Source organism: Stappia sp., assembly GCF_965276915.1.
In the GTDB taxonomy this organism is placed as follows: domain Bacteria; phylum Pseudomonadota; class Alphaproteobacteria; order Rhizobiales; family Stappiaceae; genus Stappia.
In genome coordinates this window covers 4,323,890-4,344,084 of sequence record NZ_OZ255709.1, presented here as the reverse complement: position 1 = coordinate 4,344,084, position 20,195 = coordinate 4,323,890, and the positions used below count along the sequence as shown (strand labels likewise).

The window sequence follows — 20,195 nt, the reverse complement described above, 5'->3', positions numbered from 1 at the left end:
ATGCGCAAAACATGGCGCTGCAATCACTGGCTGTATTGCCGATGATCTAAAGCGCAGCCTCTCTCCAGGCTGCGGAATCGGCCGGATCGAGGCGCGGCCAGTCGCCGAGTTGCCCGCGAAAGAAGGTTTCCTGCCGTTTCGCGTAGCGGCGCGTTTCGGTCGTGGCCCGCTCGATCGCATAGGCGAGGCATTCGGGCGTACCGTCAAGATTGCCAAGCTCGCGCAGCCCGATCGCCTTCATTGCCGGAAGGGCGGGATCGAGATCGCGGGCAAGCAGGCGCTCGGCCTCGCCACCCGCGCCCTGTGCGACCATGGCGGAAAACCGCTCGGCGATGCGGGCATGCAGCCAGGGGCGGGGCGGGGCGAGCACGAGCCGCCGGGCCGTCGGGCCAATGAGGCTTTCCCCGCTCTCCTTCTGCCAGGCATCGAGCGAACGTCCGGTTGCCTCCATCACCTCCAGGGCACGGGCGATGCGCTGCGTGTCGCCCGGCTCAAGCCGTTCCGCCATCGCGGGGTCGAGTGCGGCCAGCCTTGCGTGCAGCGCGCCGCTGGCAGCGGCCGCGGCCTCGGCGCGGATGCGGGTGCGGACGTCTTCGGGGATCGGCGGCACTTTCGACAGGCCGCCCAGCAGCGCGCGAAAATACAGTCCGGTACCGCCGACAATGACGAGCGCCCGCCCGGCCGCCCGCGCCGTGTCGAGAACCCCGGCGACGTCATCCAGCCAGCGCGCGACGGAATAGGCCTCGGCCGCGTCGACATGCCCGTAAAGCAGGTGGCGGGCCCGTGCGAGGTCAGCGGCGGGGGGGCGGGCCGTCAGCACGTCGAGGTCGGCATAGACCTGCATGCTGTCCGCGTTGACGATCCAGGCGTTGTCGCGCTCGGCCAGGCGCAGGGCGAGCGCCGACTTGCCGCTCGCCGTCGGGCCAGCTATCAACGTCACCGGTTCGCTCACGTCCTCTTTCCTTTCAAGGCGCCTTCACGATGTCGCTCGTCGCTACCCTTGTCGCCAATCCCGCACGTCCGGTGATCGATGCCGATCTTGTCGCGCGCGCGCTTGCCGTCCTGCCGGCCGGGACCCGAGTGAACGAGCTGTCCGCCGGAACCGCCGTCGATCTGGTTTTCGACGGCGATCCGTCGCACGCCGCCGACCACGACACGGAACTGCGCGCTGCCATCGGGGACGCTCCGGTCGACCTCCTTGTGCAGAAGCGCGAGGGCCGACGCAAGCGGCTGCTGATCGCCGACATGGATTCCACCATGATCGGCCAGGAATGTATCGATGAGCTTGCCGACGCGGTCGGCAAGAAAGAGATCGTGGCCGCGATCACGGAACGGGCGATGCGCGGCGAGCTGGAGTTCGAATCCGCGCTGCGCGAGCGTGCCACGATGCTGGCCGGGCTCGAGGCGGGGGTCGTCGACACGGTCCTCGCTGAGCGGATCACGCTGACGCCGGGAGCGGCCGCCCTGCTCGCCACCATGAAGGCGCACGGCGCCTATTGCGCGCTGGTCTCCGGAGGGTTCACCGCCTTTACCGGCCATATTGCCGCGACGCTCGGTTTCGACGAACACCGGGCCAACACGCTCGGGATCGCGGATGGCCGGCTGACGGGCAAGGTCGGCGAACCCATCCTCGGCCGCGCCGCCAAGCGCGAGCGGCTCGCCGAGCTGCTGGCAGAACACGGTCTCGATGCGGCGGAGGCGATTGCCGTCGGGGACGGGGCCAACGACCTTGCGATGATCGAGCTTGCCGGTCTCGGGGTTGCCTACCACGCCAAGCCGTCGGTGGCGGCCGTCGCCGATGCGAGGGTCGATCATGGCGACCTGACGGCGCTGCTTTATTTCCAGGGCTACGGGGCGCACGAGATTTCCGGCGGTTGAGGCATCGCTGATCGGCAGCTGAAAAAAAGGCCGCGACAGTGTCGCGACCTTTTTTGTTTCAGGCGGCGGGAACGCGCCGCCTCACTCCTCGATGGCCTAGCCCTCGATGGCCTCAGTCCTCGATCGAGAGCGGAATGAAGCGAACCTCGCCCTGTGCGTTGGACATCAGGAACAGCGCCAGCCGGCGATCCTCGTCCTTCAGCGCCTTGACCCGGGCAGTGACATCGGCGGGCGCCGAGACGCTTTCCTGGGCAACCTCGACGATCACGTCGCCGGCCACGATCCGCTTCTCGGCGGCGTTGCTGCCGTCGGCGACGGCCGTTACCATCACGCCCTTGACGTCGTCGGAGACCGTGTACTGGGCGCGCAGCTCGTCGGTGATGGGAGAAAGCGTCATGCCGAGCACGACGGGGTTCTCGTCCTTGGCATCGTCATCCGACTGCTTGCCGGTGGTCTCGGCCGCGGCCGTGTCCGCCTCTTCAAGTCGGCCAAGCGTCACCTTCAGGGTGACTTCCTCGCCCTTGCGCAGCACGATGACGTCGACTTCCTCGCCAACCGGCGTGTCCGCGACCATGCGCGGCAGGTCGCGCATAGACGGCACCCGGGAGCCGTTGAACTCCACGACGACGTCGCCGGCCTCGAAGCCGGCGTCCTCGGCCGGACCGCCTTCCGTGATGCCTGCGATCAGCGCGCCCTCGGCCTTGGACATGCCGAGGCTCTCGGCGATCTCGTCGGTGACTTCCTGGATGCGCACGCCGAGCCAGCCGCGGCGGGTCTCGCCGAACTCGCGCAGCTGCGCGATGACGCGCACGGCGATCTCGGAGGGAATGGCGAAGCCGATGCCGATCGAGCCGCCGGACGGCGAGATGATCGCGGTGTTGATGCCGATGACCTCGCCGTTGCGGTTGAACAGCGGACCGCCGGAATTGCCGCGGTTGATGGAGGCGTCCGTCTGGATGTAGTTGTCGTACGGACCGGAATTGATGTCACGGTTGCGGGCCGAGACGATGCCGGTGGTCACCGTTCCGCCGAGGCCGAACGGATTGCCGATCGCCATCACCCATTCGCCGACGCGCAGGTTTTCCGAATCGCCGAAAGGCACCGCCTTGAGCGGCTTGTCCGGCGTCACCTTGAGAACGGCGAGGTCGGTCTTGGGATCGCGGCCGATCACCTCGGCGGCGAGCTTGGTGCCGTCGTTGAAATTGGCGGTGATCTCGTCGGCGCCTTCGATCACGTGGTTGTTGGTGATGATGATGCCTTCGGTGCCGTCGACGACGAAACCCGAGCCGAGCGACTGTACGCGGCGAGGGCGGTTCTCGTCGCGCTGCTGCCGGTTGAAGAATTCGTCGAAGAACTCCTGGAAGGGGGAGCCTTCGGGAACCTGCGGCAGCGGCACGGAGCGTTGGGCCGTCACGTTCTGCGCGGTGGAGATGTTGACCACCGCGTCAAGCAGGGACTCGGCAAGGTCGGGGATGGATTCCGGCGCCTGGGCGCGGGCTGTCCGGTGCTCCGTTGCAAGCAGGCCGCCGGCCAGGACAAGAGCCAGCATGGCGCTGGCGACGCCGCGTCCAATGGCAAGCAAGGGGGCCTTGCGCGACCGGGACGTCGCAGGCGGAGCGATGTTCAACAGGGCCATTGGCCGTTGTCCTCCAGTTGAGCGGGGATCGTCTCCCCGGATTGCGGCGCCGCGTCCGGCGGCACCGCCGCCGGGACGATTGCCGATACTGCTTCGGCGCGGGCGGACGGGCAAGCCTGATGCCCGGGCGACTTGTGCTATCCGCGCACGAGCCAGACGATGGCGACGCCGATGGCCAGGGCGGCCAGACCGCCGGTTCTCAGTACGGTGTCCGGCAGATCGAGGATCTGCCGGACAAAGTTCTTGGCAGCGCCCGGTGCGAGCGCATAGAGGGTGCCCTCGAGCGCAAGCACGAGCCCGAGGGCAACCCAAAGGTCGTTCACTGCGCGACGGGTGCCTGTGCGGCCGGGGCTTGCGCAGCCGGGGCTTGTGCAGCCGGGGCGATGCTGGCCGGTGCACGGGTCGGCGACAGTTCGGTGCCGCGCGGGTCACGGAAATAGCGGAAGAACTCCGAGTTCGGTGACAGCACCATGGAGGTCTCGCCGGATTCCAGCCCGCTCGTATAGGCCTGCATCGACCGGTAGAAGGAGAAGAACTCCGGATCCCGGCCGAATGCCTCGGCGAAGATCCTGTTCCGCTCGGCATCGCCGTCACCGCGAACGATTTCCGCGTCGCGGTTCGCCTCGGCGACGATGACGGTCGAGTCGCGCTCCGCACGCGAGCGGATGCGCTGCGCCTGCTCGGCGCCCTGGGCGCGGATTTCCGTCGCCTCGCGCTGACGCTCGGTCTGCATGCGGCGGAAAATCGCCTCCGAGTTGGTCTGCGGCAGGTCCGCGCGGCGGATCTTCACGTCGACGACCTCGATGCCGATCGGCGCGGCGCGGCTGGCCACGTCGTTGCGGATGCTGTCCATCAGTTCGGCGCGCTGGTCGCGAACCACCTGGACGAAGGTCGCCCGGGCCAGCTCGGAACGCAGGCTGGACTGCAGGAAGGTCGACAGGCGCTGGTTGGCCTCGTTGATGTTGTTCACCGTCTGGAAGAACAGCACCGGGTTGGTGATGCGGTACCGGGCGAAGGCATCAACAATCAGACGCTTCTTGTCCGAGGCGATGGCCTCGATCGGCGGCATGTTGAGGTCGAGCACGCGCTTGTCGAAATACATCACGTTCTGGACGAAGGGCACCTTGAACTTGAGACCGGGCTCCTGAACGCTGCTCTTCACCTCGCCGAACTGCAGGACGAGCGCCTGCTGCGTCGGGTTGATGATGTAGATGGAAAGATAGGCAACGAGCGCCACGACGGCGACAAGAATGCCGCCAAGTCCGAAAAGACCGTTTTTCATCACTGGTTGCCTCCGCTGCGGGCGGCGCCCTGGTTACGGTTGAGCTGGTCGAGCGGCAGGTAGGGGACGACGCCCGATCCGCCGGCGCTCTCGTCGATGATGATCTTCGAGTTCTTGCCAAGCACGTTCTCGAGGGTCTCGAGATAGAGGCGCTCGCGGGTCACGTCGGGGGCCTTGGCGTATTCGTCGAGGATCTTGATGAAACGCTGCGCCTGGCCGTTCGCCTCGGCAACGGCCTGCTCGCGATAGGCGTTGGCCGCTTCGCTGATCCGCGCCGCCTCGCCTCGGGCTTCGGGAACGACGCGGTTGGCATAGGCCTGCGCCTCGTTCTGGATGCGCTCCTGGTCGGCGCGGGCGGCCTGCACGTCGCGGAAGGACTCGATCACCTGCTGCGGCGGATCGACCTTCTGCATCTGCACTTCCGTGACCTCGATGCCCGCATTGTAGCTGTCGAGTGCGGTCTGCATCAGTTCGAGCACGGCCTGCTGGATGGGCGTCCGGTTCTCGCCGAGGATCGAATCGATGTTGCTCTGGCCCACGACCTCGCGCATCGAGCTTTCAGCCACGGCCTTCACGGTCCCGGCCGGGTTCTGGATCTCGAAGAGGTAGTTGGAGACGCCTTCGGGCGTGTTGCGGATACGCCACTGCACCTTGAAGTCGACGTCGACGATGTTCTCGTCGCCGGTCAGCATCAGGCTTTCCTCGACGACGTCCTGGGTGTTGACGCGGCCGCTGTTGACGGATTCGCGCAGGCCCACGGTCAACTCGCGGATACGCAGGACTTCCGGCGTGTAGACCGCACCGACCGGATAGGGCCAGTTGTAGTTCAGGCCCGGGGACGTCTGGTTGGTGACCTCGCCGAAGACCAGTTCCACGCCCACTTCGTCCGGCTCGACCCGGTAGAAGCCGGTGGCCAGCCAGATGCCCGCGGCGATGATCAGCGCCAGCAGGATGCCCTTGAAACCGAGATTGCCACCGCCGGGCAGAACCGTCTTGAGCGTGCTCTGGCCGCGTTTCAGCAGTTCTTCCAGATCGGGCGGGTTGCCGCCGCCGCCGCCACCGCGCTGCGGCCCGTTACCCCACGGCCCGCCGCCGCCACCGCCGGAACCGCCCCAGGGTCCGCCGTTGCCGCCGCCCTTCCAGCCGCCGCCGTTCTGGTTGCTCCAAGGCATCACACATCCTTCGTTTTGGAACGCCGGCCCGGGGGCCGTTTCCGGTTGTTTGTCGACACGCCATCAAGGCCTTGTCGGGTTATAGGGAGATTGCCCGTTGCTTTCAACGAAAGCCGGCGCGCGCACCAGACTCGGACTTGGCGATCCTGCCTCGCCATGTCAATGCGTGGATGGCGGGTTTCTGCCGTTTCTCGCGCATTCACGGTGGATTTGCGTGCAGATGGCTGATGCGGACACGCCCGCCGGGCTCCAACAGGGGAGACAGGGTTGCCGCCCGCCGGCGAAAAGCTGCCCTGGCGCCGGCCCTCGAACCGGCGGCGCGGGCCCGCCTATCCGGTCAGCCGCTCGGCATGCCAGGCGAAGTGATCGGCCAGAAAGCTCGCGATGAAATAGTAGGAATGGTCGTAGCCGCCCTGCATGCGCAAGGTGAGGTCGATCCCGGCATTCCGGCAGGCGGTATCGAAAACCCAGGGGCGCAGCTGTTCCTCCAGGAACCCGTCTGCCCCGCCCTGGTCGATGAGAATGTCGCGCTCCCAGCCGCGTGTCCCGGCAAGGTGGCAGGCATCGTGATCCGCCCATGCCGCGCGGTCGCTGCCCAGATAGGCGGTGAAGGCCTTCTCGCCCCACGGGCAGGCGGCGGGATTGACGATCGGGGCGAACGCGGAGACCGAGCGAAAGAGCTCGGGATGCTTCATCGCCAGCGTCAGCGCGCCATGGCCGCCCATCGAATGGCCGGAAATGCCGATGGCTTCTTCCCATACGGGGAGTTCGGCGGCGGCAAGCTCCAGCAGTTCGCCCGCGACGTAGCTTTCCATGCGGAAATGCGGTGCCCAGGGGGCCTGGCTTGCATCGATATAAAAACCGGCGCCCTGGCCGAGGTCATAGGCTTCGTCATTGGCGACGTCCGCGCCGCGCGGGCTCGTGTCGGGCGCAAGCACGATCATCCCGAACTCGGCCGCCAGCCGCTGGTAGCCCGCCTTCGTCGTGGCGTTCTCCCAGGTGCAGGTGAGGCCGGAAAGCCAGACGAGCGTCGGGCAGGCTTCGCCGCGCCGCGCCTCGGCCGGCAGGAAGGCGGCGAACTCCATGTCCGTGCCGGTCGCGGCGGAGGCGTGGCGGTAGACGCGCTGCTCGCCGCCGAAGGCCCGGGTCGAGGAAACAAGGTCAAGTGTCATGGATGGATCGGTCCGGTCCTGGTTTGCACGGCCGCCGGGGACGCTGCGGCCTTTCTCATGTCTATATGCGGGATGCCGTCCTCGAGATAGGTTTCGGAAACCGCCTCGAAGCCGTGCGAGCGGTAGAATTTCAGCAGATGCGCCTGCGCGGAGAGCTCGACATCGCGGCCGGGAAAGGCGCGCGCCGCCTCGGCGAGACCCTCTTCCATCAGGTATCCGCCAAGCCCGATGCCGCGCCTTGCCGGTGCGATGACGATGCGGCCGAGCCGCACGCCGCCTCCCGCTTCCGGGGGCAGGAGCCGCAGATAGGCGGCGAGCTGGCCGCTGTCAGCGTCCTCGACCAGAAGGTGCCGGGCGAGCGGGTCCAGGCCGTCGATCTCCGCATAGGCGCAAGCCTGCTCGACGACGAAGACATCGACGCGCAGCCGCAAGACCGCGTGCAGGCGCGTCGGCGAAAGATCGCCGAAATCCGCCCACAGGGCCGCGAGCCGGTGCTCTTCCGCCGGCGCGGCGGTCGCAGCAATCGTCACGCGGACGCATCCTCCTTGCCGGCGATGCGCGCGATCTGTGCGATTTGCGCCTCGATGCGGTCGAGCGCCTCGCCGGTGCGCTCGTGGTTCTCGCGCAGCAGCTTCAGGGTCGAGGCGACCACGGCGAGTTCGCTGGCAAGCGGGCTTTCGACAGGGGCATCGCCAAGGCCGTAGAGCAGCCATGTCGGGCTGACGCCCAGAAAACCCGCCAGCATGGTCAAGCGGTTGGCGCGCGGTTCCGAGCGTCCCGCTTCCCAGGCGGTGACGGTCGACGTCTTGACGCCGAGGCGCCGTGCCAGTTGCGCGCCGGAAAAGTTCGCCGCCTCGCGTGCCCGGCGGATGCGACCGCCGATGCTGTCGCCGTCGCGGGCTTCCGACCACATCGATCCGGTTTCCGTCATCGTCCGCTCTCCCTCGTTGTCCGGTTGTCGTGGTGACCCGGCCGGGTCCTGCTTCCGGCCGGGGCGGGCTTTTTCGTCAGAACGTCACGACCGAGCGGATCGACTTGCCGTCATGCATCAGGTCGAAGGCCTTGTTGATCTCGTCGAGCGGCATGGTGTGGGTGATCATGCTGTCGATCTCGATCTTGCCGTCCATGTACCAGTCGACGATCTTCGGCACGTCCGTGCGGCCGCGCGCACCGCCGAAGGCGGATCCGCGCCAGGAGCGGCCGGTGACGAGCTGGAACGGCCGGGTGGAGATTTCCTGTCCGGCGCCGGCAACGCCGATGATGATGGATTCGCCCCAGCCCTTGTGGGCGCATTCGAGCGCCTGGCGCATGGTCGTGGTGTTGCCGATGCATTCGAAGGAATAGTCGGCGCCGCCCTTGGTCAGGTCGACCAGATAGGGGACGAGGTCGCCTTCGATCTCCTTCGGATTGACGAAATGGGTCATGCCGTAGCGCTCGGCGATTTCCTTCTTGTCGTCATTGATGTCGACGCCGACGATCATGTTGGCGCCGACGAGGCGGGCGCCCTGGATGACGTTGAGGCCGATGCCGCCAAGGCCGAAGACGACGACATTGGAGCCGGGCTCCACCTTGGCCGTGTTGACCACCGCGCCGATGCCGGTCGTCACGCCGCAGCCGATGTAGCAGATCTTGTCGAAGGGGGCGTCGGGACGCACCTTGGCCAGCGCGATCTCCGGCAGCACCGTGTAATTGGCGAAGGTCGACGTGCCCATGTAGTGGAACACCTTCTCGCCGCCGACCGAGAAGCGCGACGTGCCGTCCGGCATCAGGCCGGCGCCCTGCGTGGAGCGGATCTTCTGGCAGAGGTTGGTTTTCGGGTTGAGGCAGTAGTCGCACTCGCGGCATTCCGGGGTGTAGAGCGGAATGACGTGGTCGCCCGGCTTCAGCGAGGTGACGCCCTTGCCGACCTCGACGACGACGCCGGCGCCCTCGTGGCCGAGGATCGCCGGGAAGATGCCTTCCGGGTCGTCGCCGGACAGGGTGAAGGCGTCGGTGTGGCACACGCCGGTTGCCTTGATCTCGACCAGCACCTCGAAGGCGCGGGGGCCGTCCAGCTGCACCGTCTCGACGGAAAGGGGTTGGCCGGCCTTGAAGGCGACGGCGGCGCGTACATCCATGGAAGTTCCTCCAAAATTGCTGGCCGGTTGCGCGCGCATCGCTCATGCGCCCTGGCCGGTGTCGGAGGCGATCCTAGGAAATTGAAGGGACGGGCGAAAGGCCCGAGGCGACGCGAAGATGTGTCAACGCGACGCGGACGGTTCGCGGCGGCGATAGGTGAGGAAGGTCACGGCGGCCGTGTCCTTCGGCCCGCGCTCGGGTGTCTCGCGTGCGACTTCCCGCCAAATCTCGGGGTCGATGGCCGGAAAATGCGTGTCGCCGGCGGGCTTCGCGTGGACGCTGGTGATCTCCAGCCGGTCGGCGCGGGGAAGGGCGGCTTCGTAGATCTGGCCGCCGCCCACGACCATGATCGCCTCGGCGCCGGTATCGCCGGCGCTTGCGCGGGCCCGTTCCAGCGCGGCCTCGAGCGATCCGGCCCGGATGATGCCGTCAATGCCTTCCGCCCAGCCGAAATCGCGGCTGATGACGATGTTGTCGCGACCGGGAAGCGGGCGGCCGATCGACTGGAACGTCTTTCGGCCCATCACCAGCGGGCAGCCGAGGGTCAGGCGCTTGAAGCGCTTGAGGTCGGTCGACAGTTTCCAGGGCATGTCGCCGTCGGAGCCGATCACGCCGTTTTCGCCGACGGCGGCAACGAGCACGATTTCAGGCGTGTCGGATTTTGTCATGGGCCGTGCTCCGGAGGCGGGAGAAAAGTATCTTGCGCCTCTAGTAGCGCCCCCGGTGCCAAATGAAAACGGCCCGCGGGTACGGGCCGTTTCCGTTTCTTCGATGATCCGGCGTCATCAACTCAGGTCGTTGTGGCGGTCTCTCACTCCGGGAGTGAAGACGATGACGATTTTTCGCATATCGGCGAGGAAAGCACGTCGTCCGCCCCCCTCCGGCGTCATCCCGGACAGCGCGCAAGCGCAGATGCGGGATCGGAGAGCCGAGAGCGCTTGTGGAAACGCTCAAGGGTCCGCTCCAGGCGCCGTGCCTCTCCGGTCCCGGGTCTCGCGATGCTCACCCGGGAGGACGCCAGAGAGGCCTTCGATCAGTTGCGCGTCCCAAGTCGAGCTCGCCGCCCCCCCTCCGGCGTCATCCCGCACAGCGCGCAAGCGCAGATGCGGGATCGGAGAGCCGAGAGCGCTTGTGGAAACGCTCAAGGTTCGCTCCAGGCGCCGTGCCTCTCCGGTCCCGGGTCTCGCGATGCTCGCCCGGGAGGACGCCAGAGAGGTCTTCGACCAGTTGCGCGTCCCAAGTCGAGCACGTCGTCCCCCCCTCCGGCGTCATCCCGCACAGCGCGCAAGCGCAGATGCGGGATCGGAGAGCCGAGAGCGCTTGTGGAAACGCTCAAGGTCCGCTCCAGGCGCCGTGCCTCTCCGGTCCCGGGTCTCGCGATGCTCACCCGGGAAGACGCCAGAGAGGTCTTCGATCAGTTGCGTTCCTTGTCGACCAGGGCGCCCTTCTTGATCCACGGCATCATGCCGCGCAGCTTCTCGCCGACTTCCTCGATCTGGTGGGCGTCGTTGAGGCGGCGCGTGGCCTTGAAGCGGGCCTGGCCGCCCTTGCATTCCTGCATCCACTCGGAGGTGAAACGGCCGGTCTGGATGTCGGTCAGGATGCGCTTCATCTCGGCCTTGGTCTCGGACGTGACGAGGCGCGGGCCGGACATGTACTCGCCCCACTCGGCGGTGTTGGAGATCGAGTAGTTCATGTTGGCGATGCCGCCCTCATAGATGAGGTCGACGATCAGCTTGACCTCGTGCAGGCACTCGAAATAGGCCATTTCCGGAGCGTAGCCGGCTTCCACCAGCGTCTCGAAACCGGCACGGATCAGTTCGACCAGACCGCCGCAAAGCACGGCCTGCTCGCCGAACAGGTCGGTCTCGCACTCTTCCTTGAAGGTCGTCTCGATGATGCCCGAACGGCCGCCGCCGACGCCCGACGCATAGGCAAGGCCAAGGTCGAGCGCGTTGCCGGACGCATCCTGGTGAACGGCGACGAGGCACGGCACGCCGCCGCCCTTCTCGTATTCGCCGCGCACGGTGTGGCCAGGGCCCTTCGGCGCGATCATCAGCACGTCGACGGTGGACTTCGCCTCGATCAGGCCGAAATGCACGTTGAGGCCGTGGGCAAAGGCGATCGCCGCGCCGTCACGGATGTTGTCGGCGATGTGGTCCTTGTAGATGTCGGCCTGGAGCTCGTCCGGGGTGGCCATCATCATCAGGTCGGCCCAGCCGGCGGCCTCGGCGACGCTCATCACCTTGAGGCCGTCGGCCTCGACCTTCTTGGCGGTGGTGGAGCCGGGGCGAAGCGCCACGACGATGTCCTTGACGCCGCTGTCCTTGAGGTTCAGCGCATGGGCGCGGCCCTGGCTGCCATAGCCGATGACGGCGACCTTCTTCGACTTGATCAGGTTGAGATCGGCATCGCGATCGTAATAAACGCGCATCTTGGTGTCTCCCGTTGTGGCGTTTTGGTTGACCGGCGGATTTCCCCCGCCGGCCGGGGCTCAGTCCCGCGTGGTCGCGCTCCCTTGCGTGACGGTCGGCGGGTGAAGGGTGAGGAACTGGTCTATGGCGCGCACCGCCTGTCCGGCAAAGTCGGCATCGGCGCCGCCTGGCGGCTGGCCGAGCAGCCAGCGGCCGTGGGCATCGCGCACGATCAGTCCGTAGAGCGTGCGATAGGCCTCCGTCGGATCGCCGAAGGTGACGTGGCCCTGTCCGCGTCCCGCCTCCAGCAACACGCGGGCGCGGGTCGAGATGCGCTCGCGTCCGCGCTCCAGCAGCAGCCGGCCGAGCGGCGCGCCCTCGCGACTCGCCTGGCTGATGGCAAGCCGGTTGAGCGCCAGCGAGGTGTCGCCGGCCAGGACGCTCAGGAGATCCTCGGCGAAGGTGACGAGCCTTGCCCGGAACTCCGCGGCGGTCAGTTCGCCGGCGCTTTCGCTCGGCACCCGCACCTTGGCCGCCTGGTGCGCGACAATCGCGGCCAGCAGCCCGTCGCGGTCGCCGAACCAGCGGTAGAGGCTTTCCTTGGAGCAGTTGGCGGCGCGCGCCACGGCGGCCGTCGTCAGCGCCTTCTCGCCGCCGTCGACGACAAGCCGCAGCGCCGAGGCGAGGACCTCGTTCTGGCGCGGCGTGAAGTCGCTGTCGGGGACGGGAGCCATGCGGATCTTTCGGTTCGACCGGTCGCGGCGGACGCGTGCGTGGGCGGATCTGCGCCCTTGCGGTCGGGCGGGACATTGGGAAAGAAGAGGAATTTGCATCTTGGTACCGTACGGTACGGTTCGGTGAGGGTTATCGCATCGCCAGGAAACAGGGTCAAGGGGAAACTGCCGGCAAGGGCGATGACGCAGGACTGCGCCGCGGGAGGGCGTGACCGGGCCGTTTGCCGGAACGGGCGGAGGCCTGCCCCCGGTTTCGCTCCCGCGCCGGATTGCGCAATGACTTCCGGTTCCTGGTTGAAATTCAGACGGTTGCTTTCATCTTTCGCTCATTCAGTGTTGACCTGCCAGCAACAGTGATCGACCAATTTTCCTGATCAGGGTTTTCCCGAATACTGCCTTGCGACAATATAGGTGACCCTTGGTCAGATTTTGTTAACCATGGTGTATTACCCTTCAGGTATGTGCTGTAGGTGGCGATATCTTCGAACAACAGGCCCGTATCCCGGCAGACCTGTAAACGGCAACGGCGGCGCGTTACCGGAAACCTGAAGATCTCCGGGCGGCTGCACCGACCCTCCTGACAAGCGGGCGAATCTCATCGTGGTGAAACTTGCGCGTTTTCCGGTGCTGGCCGGATTGGTCACCGGTCTGGTCGCCGGTCTGGTCACCGGTCTGGCTGCCGTTTCGACCGCACCGGCCCAGGCCTCTGGTGCCAGGGCGTTCAACCCCCTTACCCTCGATGGGCATGTCGTCAAATGGGGCGCGCCGGAACTCGGCACGCCGGCGCATGTGACCTACGCATTCGCGGTCGGGCCGGTCGCCAACATCAACGCGCGCAACTGCCGGGCGATGGACGCGCTCGACGGGCTTGCCGCCGCGGCCGGGGTGGGTCTGGCGCGACTTCGCGGCGAGGCGAGGGCCGCCTTCCGGCTCTGGGAGGCGGCGAGCGGGATCACGTTCGAGGAGGTGACGTCGGTCGGCGAGGCCGATATCGTCATCGGCAGCCAGTCGGCGCCGCGCGGCTTTGCCTTTACCAATGTCCGGCATGCCGGGGAGGTCCTGCGGCCGGCGCTCATCGTGTCCGGCGGGGCGCGGGGGCTTGGCAAGCCGGGCTCCGGGGCGCGGGAGGCGCAGGATGCCGTCGCCGCGCCGCGCGTCTCGCGGATCACCGAGGCGGCCGTCTGTCTCAATCCGGCGCATATGTGGAAGGTCGGCTTCGACGGGGACCTGGGGACCTACGATCTGCGTTACACGTTCGCGCATGAAATCGGGCATGCGATCGGACTGGATCACCATATTCAGGATCCCTCGATCATGCATTTCAAATATAGTGAAAAGTTCCAAGGTCTTCAGCCCGGGGATGTTGCCGGCGTCAAGTGGCTTTATGGTTCTCGAAAGTAAGTTCGAATGCCATTCATTGAACACGATTTACGTGTACAAGAGGCGCTATAAAATAATTTAAGTTGTTGTTTTAATTCTGTTTTCATAATCACAAAAAGCCGGAAAAAAATCACGATCGCTTCCTATATCAAAGGTTGCATCCCGCGCAGGGCGAGCCCCCCGCCGCCCTGGTTGACGGGATACAGCAAGGGAGTTGGTCATGATTAGCAAGCTTCTTGCCACCACCGCCACGCTCGCAGTCCTGTCGCTGGGCCCCGCATGGGCGCAGACGGCCGTGGAGCCGAAGGGCGAGGCCCCTCTTGTTCAGGACAGCGCGCCGGGTGCCGCCATGCCGGCGGACGAAGCGCCTGCGCCGGATGCCGGAGAGGCCCCGGCAACGACGGCTGCGAGTGACCTGACCTTCCTGCCCGCGCAGAAGGAAGGGCACTGGCTGACCAGCGGGCTCATCGGCCAGGAGGTCACGACCCCTGACGGCGAGGCCGTCGGAGAGGTTGCCGCGCTCGAGATCGGGCCGGACGGCAAGGTCGTCTCGGTCGTGATCGATGCGGGCGGCTTCCTCGGATTGGGCGCCAAGCGCGTCGCCGTGCCTTACGAGGCGGTCCGGCACATGAGCGACACGCCCGACGGGCAGCGCCTCGTGGTGTCGGCCACCGCCGACCAGTTCGAGGCGGCGCCCGACTACGTCACCCTGGTGCAGATGCGGCAGGAGGAAGAGGCGATCCGCGCCCAGCAGGAAATGCAGGCGACGCAGCCGCGCACGGTCGATCCGGCCAATCCGCCGGCGACCGAATAGGTCCGGCGCCCCAATTGTTCCCTGCAGGCCGCGGCATGTCCGCGGCCTGCATCTTTTTGCCATGGAGCTTCTTCTTGTCATGGGGCTTCCGGCGCCGGACACCGTGCTCCCGCTTGTAGTATCGGCCTAATACCCCCCATCGGGCATCTGTTGCTAGCCTCCCCCGGTTCAAATTCGCTGCGGGAGGACATGATGAGCGCGAAGAAGAAAATCCTGATGATCACCGGTGACTTCACCGAGGATTACGAGACGATGGTGCCGTTCCAGACGCTTCTGGCCGTCGGCCACGAGGTGCATGCGGTGTGCCCGGGCAAGAAGGCGGGCGAGAGCGTCGCCACCTCGATCCACGATTTCGAGGGGGACCAGACCTACAGCGAGAAGCGGGGGCACAATTTCACGCTCAACGCGACGTTTGCAGAGGTCGACGTCGCCGATTACGACGCGCTGGTTATCCCCGGCGGCCGGGCGCCGGAATACCTGCGGCTCGACAAGGACGTGATCGACGCCGTTCGCCACTTCTTCGAGGCTGGCAAGCCGGTCGCCGCGATCTGCCACGGGGCGCAGCTGCTGGCCGCCGCCCGCGTCATCGAGGGGCGGACCGTTTCGGCCTATCCGGCCTGCCGGCCCGAGGTGGAGCTTGCCGGGGGAACCTATGCGGAGATCGCCATCGACGGCGCCGTGACGGACGGCAATCTCGTCACCGCGCCGGCATGGCCCGCGCATCCGGCCTGGCTGTCGCAGTTCATGACGGCGCTTGCCGCCTGATCATTGGGCCTGGTCATTGGGCCTGATCACTGGTGGCCCTCGGGCCGGTTGATTTCGCGAGACGGCAAGGCCACCCTGTTCGGAGAGAGCAGGGTGGCCTTGCCTGCAATCGTCGGCGGGAGGCCGGCGGCCAGGCCGTACGGGGAGGGACAGTGTCATGTGCAAGCTCTTTATCGAGGCCGAACCGGGGCTTTGGGAAAGCTCGACGCGGTCGCTCAGGATCGAGCGGATGGTGACGAGCGTCCGGCTCGAGACCTTCTTCTGGAGCGTTCTCGAGGAGATCGCCGAGCGTGACGGCATGAACCTCGTGCAGCTCATCACCCGGTTGCACAACGAGTCCATCGAGGCCGGCCACGACCTTGGCAACTTCGCCTCGTTCCTGCGGGTCTGTTGCGGCCGCTATCTGGCCCTGCAGCTCAGCGGCGACATTCCGGACGACCTGACGACGCCCATCGCCGCGCTCGACAGCGCCCGCATTCTCGACAAGGAGCGCGGCCGCATGCGGCCCGTCGCACCGGCCGGTGCCGGATCAGGGGCCGGATCCGGGGCCTCAGTGCACCCCGCTGCCCGCCTTGTTTCGTAAGGGGATGCGCGGCTGAGGCTGGAGGCCCTCGCGGTCCTATAGCAACCGGGCGCCGGGACCGTCTTTCGCCAGGTGATCGTCCGCGTTGACCAGCGGGCAGCGTTGCACGCTCAGGCATCCGCAGCCGATACACATCGCCATCTTGTCGCGAAGCGCCGTGAGACGCTCGATCCGCCGTGTGAGATCGTCATGCCAGTTTTCGGCGATGCGCTCCCAGTCGTGTGTGTCGGGGGAGGTGTCCCCTGGCAGTCCAGAGAGCGCGTCGGCTATCTCGGCAAGCGGGATGCCCGCGCTCTGGGCGATCTTGATGACCGTCACGCGTCTCAGGATTTCACGCCGATAGACCCGATGATTGGCCGATGTCCTTTCGGATGCGATCAGCCCCTTGCGTTCATAGAAATGGAGCGTGGACACCGGCAACCCGCTGCGGAGCGAGAGTTCGCCGACGGACAAATTCTTCTTCGTCATTCGTAATCTCCTTGACCTCAACCAATGTTGAGGTCGTAGCAACATGTCCGTCAACAGGAGACGGGCATGGCGGACACGGACAGCGACACGGGCAGCGACACGGGCAGCGACACGGAGAAGGACACGGAGACCTTCGTCTCATGGAGGGAGTTTCTGGCAAGCCCTTACGCGGCATCCCTGGCCCTGGTTTGCCTGGCCGTCTGGCTGCACGCGGCCGACAGCCTGATCGTCGCCACCATGCTCCCTTCCATCGTGGCCGAGATCGGGGGGGTCGCCCTGGTGGGCTGGTCGGTCTCGCTCTACGAGATCGGGTCAATCGTCGCGGGAGCGGCAAGCGCGTTGCTGGCAATGCGCTTCGGCCTGCGCACGCCGATGAGCATGGCCGCCATCCTGTTCGGGCTCGGCTGCCTCCTCAGTGCCGTCAGCCCGACCATGCCGTTGCTTCTGACGGGACGCATCCTGCAGGGGCTCGGCGGCGGCGGTCTGGTGGCGATGGGCTTCGTCGCGGTCGGGCTGATCTTCCCGCGTCGCTACATGGCGCGCGCGATGGCGGCCGTTTCGACCCTTTGGGGCGTCTCGGCATTCGCCGGGCCGCTGGTCGGCGGCTTCTTCGTGGAATATGCGACCTGGCGTTGGGGCTTCGCCTTCTTTGCCTGCCAGGCATTCGCCCTCGCCCTCTGGATCGTCTTGCGAGGCGAGGCGGCCGTGAGCCGATCCACGGCCGACGCCACCGGGTTCCCTGTCAGGCGTCTGTCCCTGTTGTGTCTCGCCGTCGTTCTGGTCGCCTTTGGCGGCGTCGAGGTCTCGATCCCGCGAACGGTCCCTTCCGTTGTCGCCGGTCTGGTCTGCCTGATCGCCTTTCTGCGGCTGGACGAGCGCGCGGGCGACACCCGGCTTCTTCCGCACCGTCCGTTCGATCCATGGCGCCCGGCTGGCGCCGCGCTGCTCATGATCCTGTCGATGTCCGTGGCGACCATCCCCGTCACGGCGTTCGGACCGCTCCTGGTAACAGCCGTCCACGGCGTATCCGCGCTGACCGCCGGTTATATCGTTGCCTGTTCGTCCATCGGCTGGACGGTCATGGCCGTTCTGGTCAGCGGATTGCCCGAGCGGTTCGACCGGCTGATGATCGCCCTTGGCATGACGGTCGTGGCCCTCAGCATCCTCGGCTTTCTCCATGCGGTTCCCGAAGGCCCCGTCTGGCTGATCGCGCTCTTCGCGGCCATGGAGGGCGGCGGCTTCGGGATTGCCTGGACATTCGTTCTCAGGCGAACGATGGGGCTCGCCGGCGCCGACGAGGCCCAGCGCATTTCCGGAGCGATCCCCACGATACAAAGGCTCGGCTACGCTCTCGGCGCGGCCTATGTCGGGATCGTGGCGAATGCCTCGGGCCTGCTGTCCATCGAGACGGCCGGGGACGCCGCGAAGGTTGCCCGATGGGTCTTCGCCTCATGTGTCCCCTTCGCGGCAATCGGGCTGATCGCCATGAGCGCACTGGTGCGCGACCGGTCGGGAAATCGCGGCAGTGGCGGCAGCAGCAGTTGAAACAGCCTGAACCGCAAGCCGGACAGTCCGCGTCCCGCCCGATGTCGGCGCTCGACAGCGCCCGCATCCTCGACAAGGAGCGCTGCCGCATGCGGCCCGTCGCACCCGCCGGTGCCGGATTAGGGGCCGGATCTGGTGGTCATACTCCAGGTTCGCAGAGGGTGAAGTTGTGCACCGGCGCTCAACTGACGAAATCTGGCAGGAAACTATTCATGGAGGCGGCCACCCTTGATCGCCTTGTCCACATCCTTCTTCGGACCGCGCAAGCCTATGCCGACCAGATCTGGTGTTTCAGCCGGTTCCTGCTGAAAGGCCTCGCGGTTCGCAGCGTCATGTCCGGTTGAAAACATCGACCGGACATAGGCCGCGCAAGTGAGATCCCGAGCGAGCGCCTGATTGCGGGCGCGCAAAAGCACTTCGGATGTTGCCGAGAAGACCATGACCGGCTGTCCAAGCAGAGCAGCATAGATGCGGTCGGCGCCATCCTTGTAGGGCATGCCCATAGCCTCAGGTGCAGAGCCCACAATACCGGAGGTCAGAAAGGCCGTGACGTTGAGCTTTTGCCAGACGGGAAGGTCATCGAGAATCAGAATGGCAATTTTTGTATCGAACACAACGAGTTCCGGTGTCTGGAACGGGTTCAATCGGTTCAGGAAGGGATGCTCGCGTCAGAACGGTTTCACCACGGCGAGGATCGCGATGGTCAGCATGCCGATGAGAATCGACGTTCCCGACCAGGGGATGGTCGATGCCGGTCTTTCATCCCGCAGCATGCGGCGCAATTGCCCGGACTGAACACCGTGGAGCCCCGACAAGCCGATGACGACGATCAGCTTGACCACGAGCCACATATCCGGAAACCAGCCTCCCCAGAGCGCCAGACCAAGCCCGAAAGTCCACGTCAGCAGGAGGGCCGGCGCGGTTACGGACCGCTCGAGGCGGCGCAGCGGTTCCAGGGCCGCAGTTTGTCGGTCGAGCGGATACTGGATGATCGCGTTCATGATCCGATTATGCGCAAACATGCCTCCGATCAGAAACACAACCGCAGTGATATGCGCGGCAACGAGATAGGAATAAAACGCCATGGCTGTTACCTCTCGGCCTGGCCTTCGAGGATCTCGCCGCGCTGCCTCAGCCAGCCGATGTTGAAAAAGCCTGCGAATGGCAGGAACGCGACGATGAGCAATCTTGCGACTTCACGCCGTTGCCACCCGCCACCTGCCACCGTTTGAAGTACGGTCCAGATATAGGCGAGGAAGGCAATGCCGTGGAGCGGACCCAGAATCCGCGATCCGGTCGGCCAGTCCAGCATGTGCTTCAGGGGAACGGCGACGCAGACCAGCGTCACCAGGGTTGCTGCCTCGACAATCGACATGATCTCCAGGCGCTTCAACTGTGCACGCTCATGGCTGATTGTCGGGCGCGAGCGTGTTCTCTGCTCAGTCATGGACATCTCGCTTCGAACCGATTTTCAACTGGACGCTATCCGATCCGTGGGTGGCCCTGTTGCGTGCAAGGAGCGCGTCGAATGCCTGCCTGGCGCGGGTGTCGGCTTCATTGTCACGGAGGAAACGGCTCGAGGCGTGATGGGCAAGATAGATGCCGCCGAGTTCCCAGACGAACTGCTCCACATCCGTTTCCGCGGACAGGTGCTTCTCGGCGACTGCATCGCGAACAATCTGGAGCAGCAACAGCCGCCACTGCGCTTCGAGCTTGCACACATGCTCGCGCACGACGGTGTCTATGTCGTCCAGCTCGAACAGCGCCGCCGCTGCCGGACAGCCGCCTTCAAGGCCTGCGCGGTGCGGCCAGCCAAACCAAAGGTCCACCAGGGCCTTCAGCCGTGGAAGCCCCGTTGCTTCGCGCATGGCCGGGACAACCACGGTGCGATCGGCGGTTCGTGCCATTTCTTCCAGCAGTTCGATCTGCAACTGCTCCTTGGACTTGAAATGGGCGAACAGACCGCTCTTGGAGAGCCCGGATGCGCTGGCAAGCTGGCCGAGCGTCACGCCCGAAAGACCGCGAACGCTTACCTGGTCAAGCCCTATCGTCAGAAGCTTTTGTTTGGTCTCGCTGCTTTTCATGATCGAATGATACGACCGGTCGTTCTTTTTTGCAATTGCCTGTTTCGTGATTTCCGACCTGGCAGCCAGGGATGTCCGCTTTTCAGCGGTGGCGAAGATATGCTGAACGACAAATGCGAGGGGGTGCCGCCGTCGAAACCGACTGGCCTT

Annotated in this window: 22 protein-coding genes and 1 pseudogene; 6 read left to right on the top strand and 17 right to left on the bottom strand. The window is 65.9% G+C overall.

All coding sequences use genetic code 11. From position 1 onward, the window contains the following. Positions 1–46: 46 nt before the first annotated feature. Positions 47–952, bottom strand: coding sequence for a tRNA (adenosine(37)-N6)-dimethylallyltransferase MiaA (miaA, locus tag ACQY46_RS20330; protein WP_428697794.1), 906 nt, complete (start codon positions 950–952; stop codon positions 47–49). A gap of 29 nt (positions 953–981) precedes the next feature. Between miaA and serB the strand changes: the two genes are divergently transcribed. After that, positions 982–1,878, top strand: coding sequence for a phosphoserine phosphatase SerB (serB, locus tag ACQY46_RS20325; protein ID WP_428697793.1), 897 nt, complete (start codon positions 982–984; stop codon positions 1,876–1,878). Between the two features lie 112 nt (positions 1,879–1,990). Here the strand turns inward: serB and ACQY46_RS20320 are convergent, their stop codons facing one another. The 11 genes from ACQY46_RS20320 to ACQY46_RS20270 form a co-directional block, all read right to left on the bottom strand. Further along, positions 1,991–3,514, bottom strand: coding sequence for a DegQ family serine endoprotease (locus ACQY46_RS20320; protein ID WP_428697792.1), 1,524 nt, complete (start codon positions 3,512–3,514; stop codon positions 1,991–1,993). 137 nt (positions 3,515–3,651) lie between these two features. After that, positions 3,652–3,837 carry a DUF2065 domain-containing protein gene (locus ACQY46_RS20315; protein WP_428697791.1) on the bottom strand — a complete coding sequence of 62 codons (186 nt, stop codon included), beginning with the start codon at positions 3,835–3,837 and terminating at the stop codon, positions 3,652–3,654. After that, positions 3,834–4,796, bottom strand: a complete 963-nt coding sequence (hflC, locus tag ACQY46_RS20310) for a protease modulator HflC (RefSeq protein WP_428697790.1) — start codon at positions 4,794–4,796, stop codon at positions 3,834–3,836. The genes ACQY46_RS20315 and hflC overlap by 4 nt, the downstream gene beginning before the upstream one ends. Next, positions 4,796–5,968: an FtsH protease activity modulator HflK gene (gene hflK, locus ACQY46_RS20305; protein WP_428697789.1), complete on the bottom strand. Its 1,173-nt coding sequence runs from the start codon at positions 5,966–5,968 to the stop codon at positions 4,796–4,798. The genes hflC and hflK overlap by 1 nt, the downstream gene beginning before the upstream one ends. 329 nt (positions 5,969–6,297) lie before the next feature. After that, a complete protein-coding gene (gene fghA, locus ACQY46_RS20300; RefSeq protein WP_428697788.1) occupies positions 6,298–7,140 on the bottom strand; it encodes an S-formylglutathione hydrolase in 843 nt (280 codons plus the stop codon). After that, complete coding sequence (locus ACQY46_RS20295; protein WP_428697787.1) at positions 7,137–7,670, bottom strand: GNAT family N-acetyltransferase; 534 nt, start codon at positions 7,668–7,670, stop codon at positions 7,137–7,139. Before ACQY46_RS20295 ends, fghA begins: the two co-directional genes overlap by 4 nt. After that, positions 7,667–8,071, bottom strand: a complete 405-nt coding sequence (locus ACQY46_RS20290; protein WP_428697786.1) for a helix-turn-helix domain-containing protein — start codon at positions 8,069–8,071, stop codon at positions 7,667–7,669. The genes ACQY46_RS20295 and ACQY46_RS20290 overlap by 4 nt, the downstream gene beginning before the upstream one ends. Positions 8,072–8,147: 76 nt before the next feature. After that, a complete protein-coding gene (locus ACQY46_RS20285; RefSeq protein ID WP_428697785.1) occupies positions 8,148–9,257 on the bottom strand; it encodes an S-(hydroxymethyl)glutathione dehydrogenase/class III alcohol dehydrogenase in 1,110 nt (369 codons plus the stop codon). Between the two features lie 123 nt (positions 9,258–9,380). Continuing rightward, positions 9,381–9,926 (bottom strand): dihydrofolate reductase, encoded by a 546-nt coding sequence (locus ACQY46_RS20280; RefSeq protein WP_428697784.1) that lies wholly within the window; start codon positions 9,924–9,926, stop codon positions 9,381–9,383. Between the two features lie 746 nt (positions 9,927–10,672). Then, positions 10,673–11,692 (bottom strand): ketol-acid reductoisomerase, encoded by a 1,020-nt coding sequence (ilvC, locus tag ACQY46_RS20275; protein ID WP_428697783.1) that lies wholly within the window; start codon positions 11,690–11,692, stop codon positions 10,673–10,675. A 60-nt stretch (positions 11,693–11,752) separates the two neighbouring features. Next, the gene (locus ACQY46_RS20270) at positions 11,753–12,406 is read right to left on the bottom strand and encodes a TetR/AcrR family transcriptional regulator (protein ID WP_428697782.1); all 654 of its coding nucleotides are present in this window, start codon (positions 12,404–12,406) and stop codon (positions 11,753–11,755) included. Between the two features lie 600 nt (positions 12,407–13,006). On the opposite strand from ACQY46_RS20270, the gene ACQY46_RS20265 reads away from it, so the two are divergent. The 4 genes and pseudogenes from ACQY46_RS20265 to ACQY46_RS20250 all read left to right on the top strand — a co-directional run. After that, positions 13,007–13,807: a matrixin family metalloprotease gene (locus ACQY46_RS20265; protein WP_428697781.1), complete on the top strand. Its 801-nt coding sequence runs from the start codon at positions 13,007–13,009 to the stop codon at positions 13,805–13,807. A 199-nt stretch (positions 13,808–14,006) separates the two neighbouring features. Beyond that, positions 14,007–14,600, top strand: a complete 594-nt coding sequence (locus ACQY46_RS20260; protein ID WP_428697780.1) for a PRC-barrel domain-containing protein — start codon at positions 14,007–14,009, stop codon at positions 14,598–14,600. A 192-nt stretch (positions 14,601–14,792) separates the two neighbouring features. After that, positions 14,793–15,365, top strand: coding sequence for a DJ-1/PfpI family protein (locus tag ACQY46_RS20255; RefSeq protein WP_428697779.1), 573 nt, complete (start codon positions 14,793–14,795; stop codon positions 15,363–15,365). A gap of 157 nt (positions 15,366–15,522) precedes the next feature. Then, positions 15,523–15,864: pseudogene (locus ACQY46_RS20250) on the top strand (ribbon-helix-helix domain-containing protein); the annotation flags it as partial. Positions 15,865–15,984: 120 nt separating this feature from the next. Here the strand turns inward: ACQY46_RS20250 and soxR are convergent. After that, on the bottom strand, positions 15,985–16,416 hold the full coding sequence (soxR, locus tag ACQY46_RS20245; protein WP_428697778.1) for a redox-sensitive transcriptional activator SoxR: 432 nt from the start codon (positions 16,414–16,416) through the stop codon (positions 15,985–15,987). 66 nt (positions 16,417–16,482) lie between these two features. Between soxR and ACQY46_RS20240 the strand changes: the two genes are divergently transcribed. Beyond that, a complete protein-coding gene (locus ACQY46_RS20240) occupies positions 16,483–17,961 on the top strand; it encodes an MFS transporter (protein ID WP_428697777.1) in 1,479 nt (492 codons plus the stop codon). A gap of 206 nt (positions 17,962–18,167) precedes the next feature. Here ACQY46_RS20240 and ACQY46_RS20235 read toward each other — a convergent pair whose 3' ends face one another. The 4 genes from ACQY46_RS20235 to ACQY46_RS20220 are packed head-to-tail and all read right to left on the bottom strand — an operon-like array spanning position 18,168 to position 20,045. Continuing rightward, positions 18,168–18,575, bottom strand: coding sequence for a DUF2000 family protein (locus ACQY46_RS20235; protein WP_428697776.1), 408 nt, complete (start codon positions 18,573–18,575; stop codon positions 18,168–18,170). A 54-nt stretch (positions 18,576–18,629) separates the two neighbouring features. Further along, positions 18,630–19,046 carry a CopD family protein gene (locus ACQY46_RS20230; protein ID WP_428697775.1) on the bottom strand — a complete coding sequence of 139 codons (417 nt, stop codon included), beginning with the start codon at positions 19,044–19,046 and terminating at the stop codon, positions 18,630–18,632. A gap of 5 nt (positions 19,047–19,051) precedes the next feature. Then, positions 19,052–19,408, bottom strand: a complete 357-nt coding sequence (locus ACQY46_RS20225; protein ID WP_428697774.1) for a DUF3817 domain-containing protein — start codon at positions 19,406–19,408, stop codon at positions 19,052–19,054. Then, complete coding sequence (locus tag ACQY46_RS20220; protein ID WP_428697773.1) at positions 19,401–20,045, bottom strand: TetR/AcrR family transcriptional regulator; 645 nt, start codon at positions 20,043–20,045, stop codon at positions 19,401–19,403. Before ACQY46_RS20220 ends, ACQY46_RS20225 begins: the two co-directional genes overlap by 8 nt. Positions 20,046–20,195: the final 150 nt, after the last annotated feature.

What these genes read in the sequence shown, in the direction of transcription:
- serB (WP_428697793.1), top strand. Translation starts at nt 982, where the DNA reads ATGTCGCTCGTCGCTACCCTTGTCGCCAATCCCGCACGTCCGGTGATC.
- ACQY46_RS20320 (WP_428697792.1), bottom strand. Translation starts at nt 3,514, where the DNA reads ATGGCCCTGTTGAACATCGCTCCGCCTGCGACGTCCCGGTCGCGCAAG.
- hflC (WP_428697790.1), bottom strand. Translation starts at nt 4,796, where the DNA reads ATGAAAAACGGTCTTTTCGGACTTGGCGGCATTCTTGTCGCCGTCGTG.
- hflK (WP_428697789.1), bottom strand. Translation starts at nt 5,968, where the DNA reads ATGCCTTGGAGCAACCAGAACGGCGGCGGCTGGAAGGGCGGCGGCAAC.
- fghA (WP_428697788.1), bottom strand. Translation starts at nt 7,140, where the DNA reads ATGACACTTGACCTTGTTTCCTCGACCCGGGCCTTCGGCGGCGAGCAG.
- ACQY46_RS20290 (WP_428697786.1), bottom strand. Translation starts at nt 8,071, where the DNA reads ATGACGGAAACCGGATCGATGTGGTCGGAAGCCCGCGACGGCGACAGC.
- ACQY46_RS20285 (WP_428697785.1), bottom strand. Translation starts at nt 9,257, where the DNA reads ATGGATGTACGCGCCGCCGTCGCCTTCAAGGCCGGCCAACCCCTTTCC.
- ACQY46_RS20280 (WP_428697784.1), bottom strand. Translation starts at nt 9,926, where the DNA reads ATGACAAAATCCGACACGCCTGAAATCGTGCTCGTTGCCGCCGTCGGC.
- ilvC (WP_428697783.1), bottom strand. Translation starts at nt 11,692, where the DNA reads ATGCGCGTTTATTACGATCGCGATGCCGATCTCAACCTGATCAAGTCG.
- ACQY46_RS20270 (WP_428697782.1), bottom strand. Translation starts at nt 12,406, where the DNA reads ATGGCTCCCGTCCCCGACAGCGACTTCACGCCGCGCCAGAACGAGGTC.
- ACQY46_RS20260 (WP_428697780.1), top strand. Translation starts at nt 14,007, where the DNA reads ATGATTAGCAAGCTTCTTGCCACCACCGCCACGCTCGCAGTCCTGTCG.
- ACQY46_RS20255 (WP_428697779.1), top strand. Translation starts at nt 14,793, where the DNA reads ATGAGCGCGAAGAAGAAAATCCTGATGATCACCGGTGACTTCACCGAG.
- soxR (WP_428697778.1), bottom strand. Translation starts at nt 16,416, where the DNA reads ATGACGAAGAAGAATTTGTCCGTCGGCGAACTCTCGCTCCGCAGCGGG.
- ACQY46_RS20240 (WP_428697777.1), top strand. Translation starts at nt 16,483, where the DNA reads ATGGCGGACACGGACAGCGACACGGGCAGCGACACGGGCAGCGACACG.
- ACQY46_RS20230 (WP_428697775.1), bottom strand. Translation starts at nt 19,046, where the DNA reads ATGGCGTTTTATTCCTATCTCGTTGCCGCGCATATCACTGCGGTTGTG.
- ACQY46_RS20225 (WP_428697774.1), bottom strand. Translation starts at nt 19,408, where the DNA reads ATGACTGAGCAGAGAACACGCTCGCGCCCGACAATCAGCCATGAGCGT.
- ACQY46_RS20220 (WP_428697773.1), bottom strand. Translation starts at nt 20,045, where the DNA reads ATGAAAAGCAGCGAGACCAAACAAAAGCTTCTGACGATAGGGCTTGAC.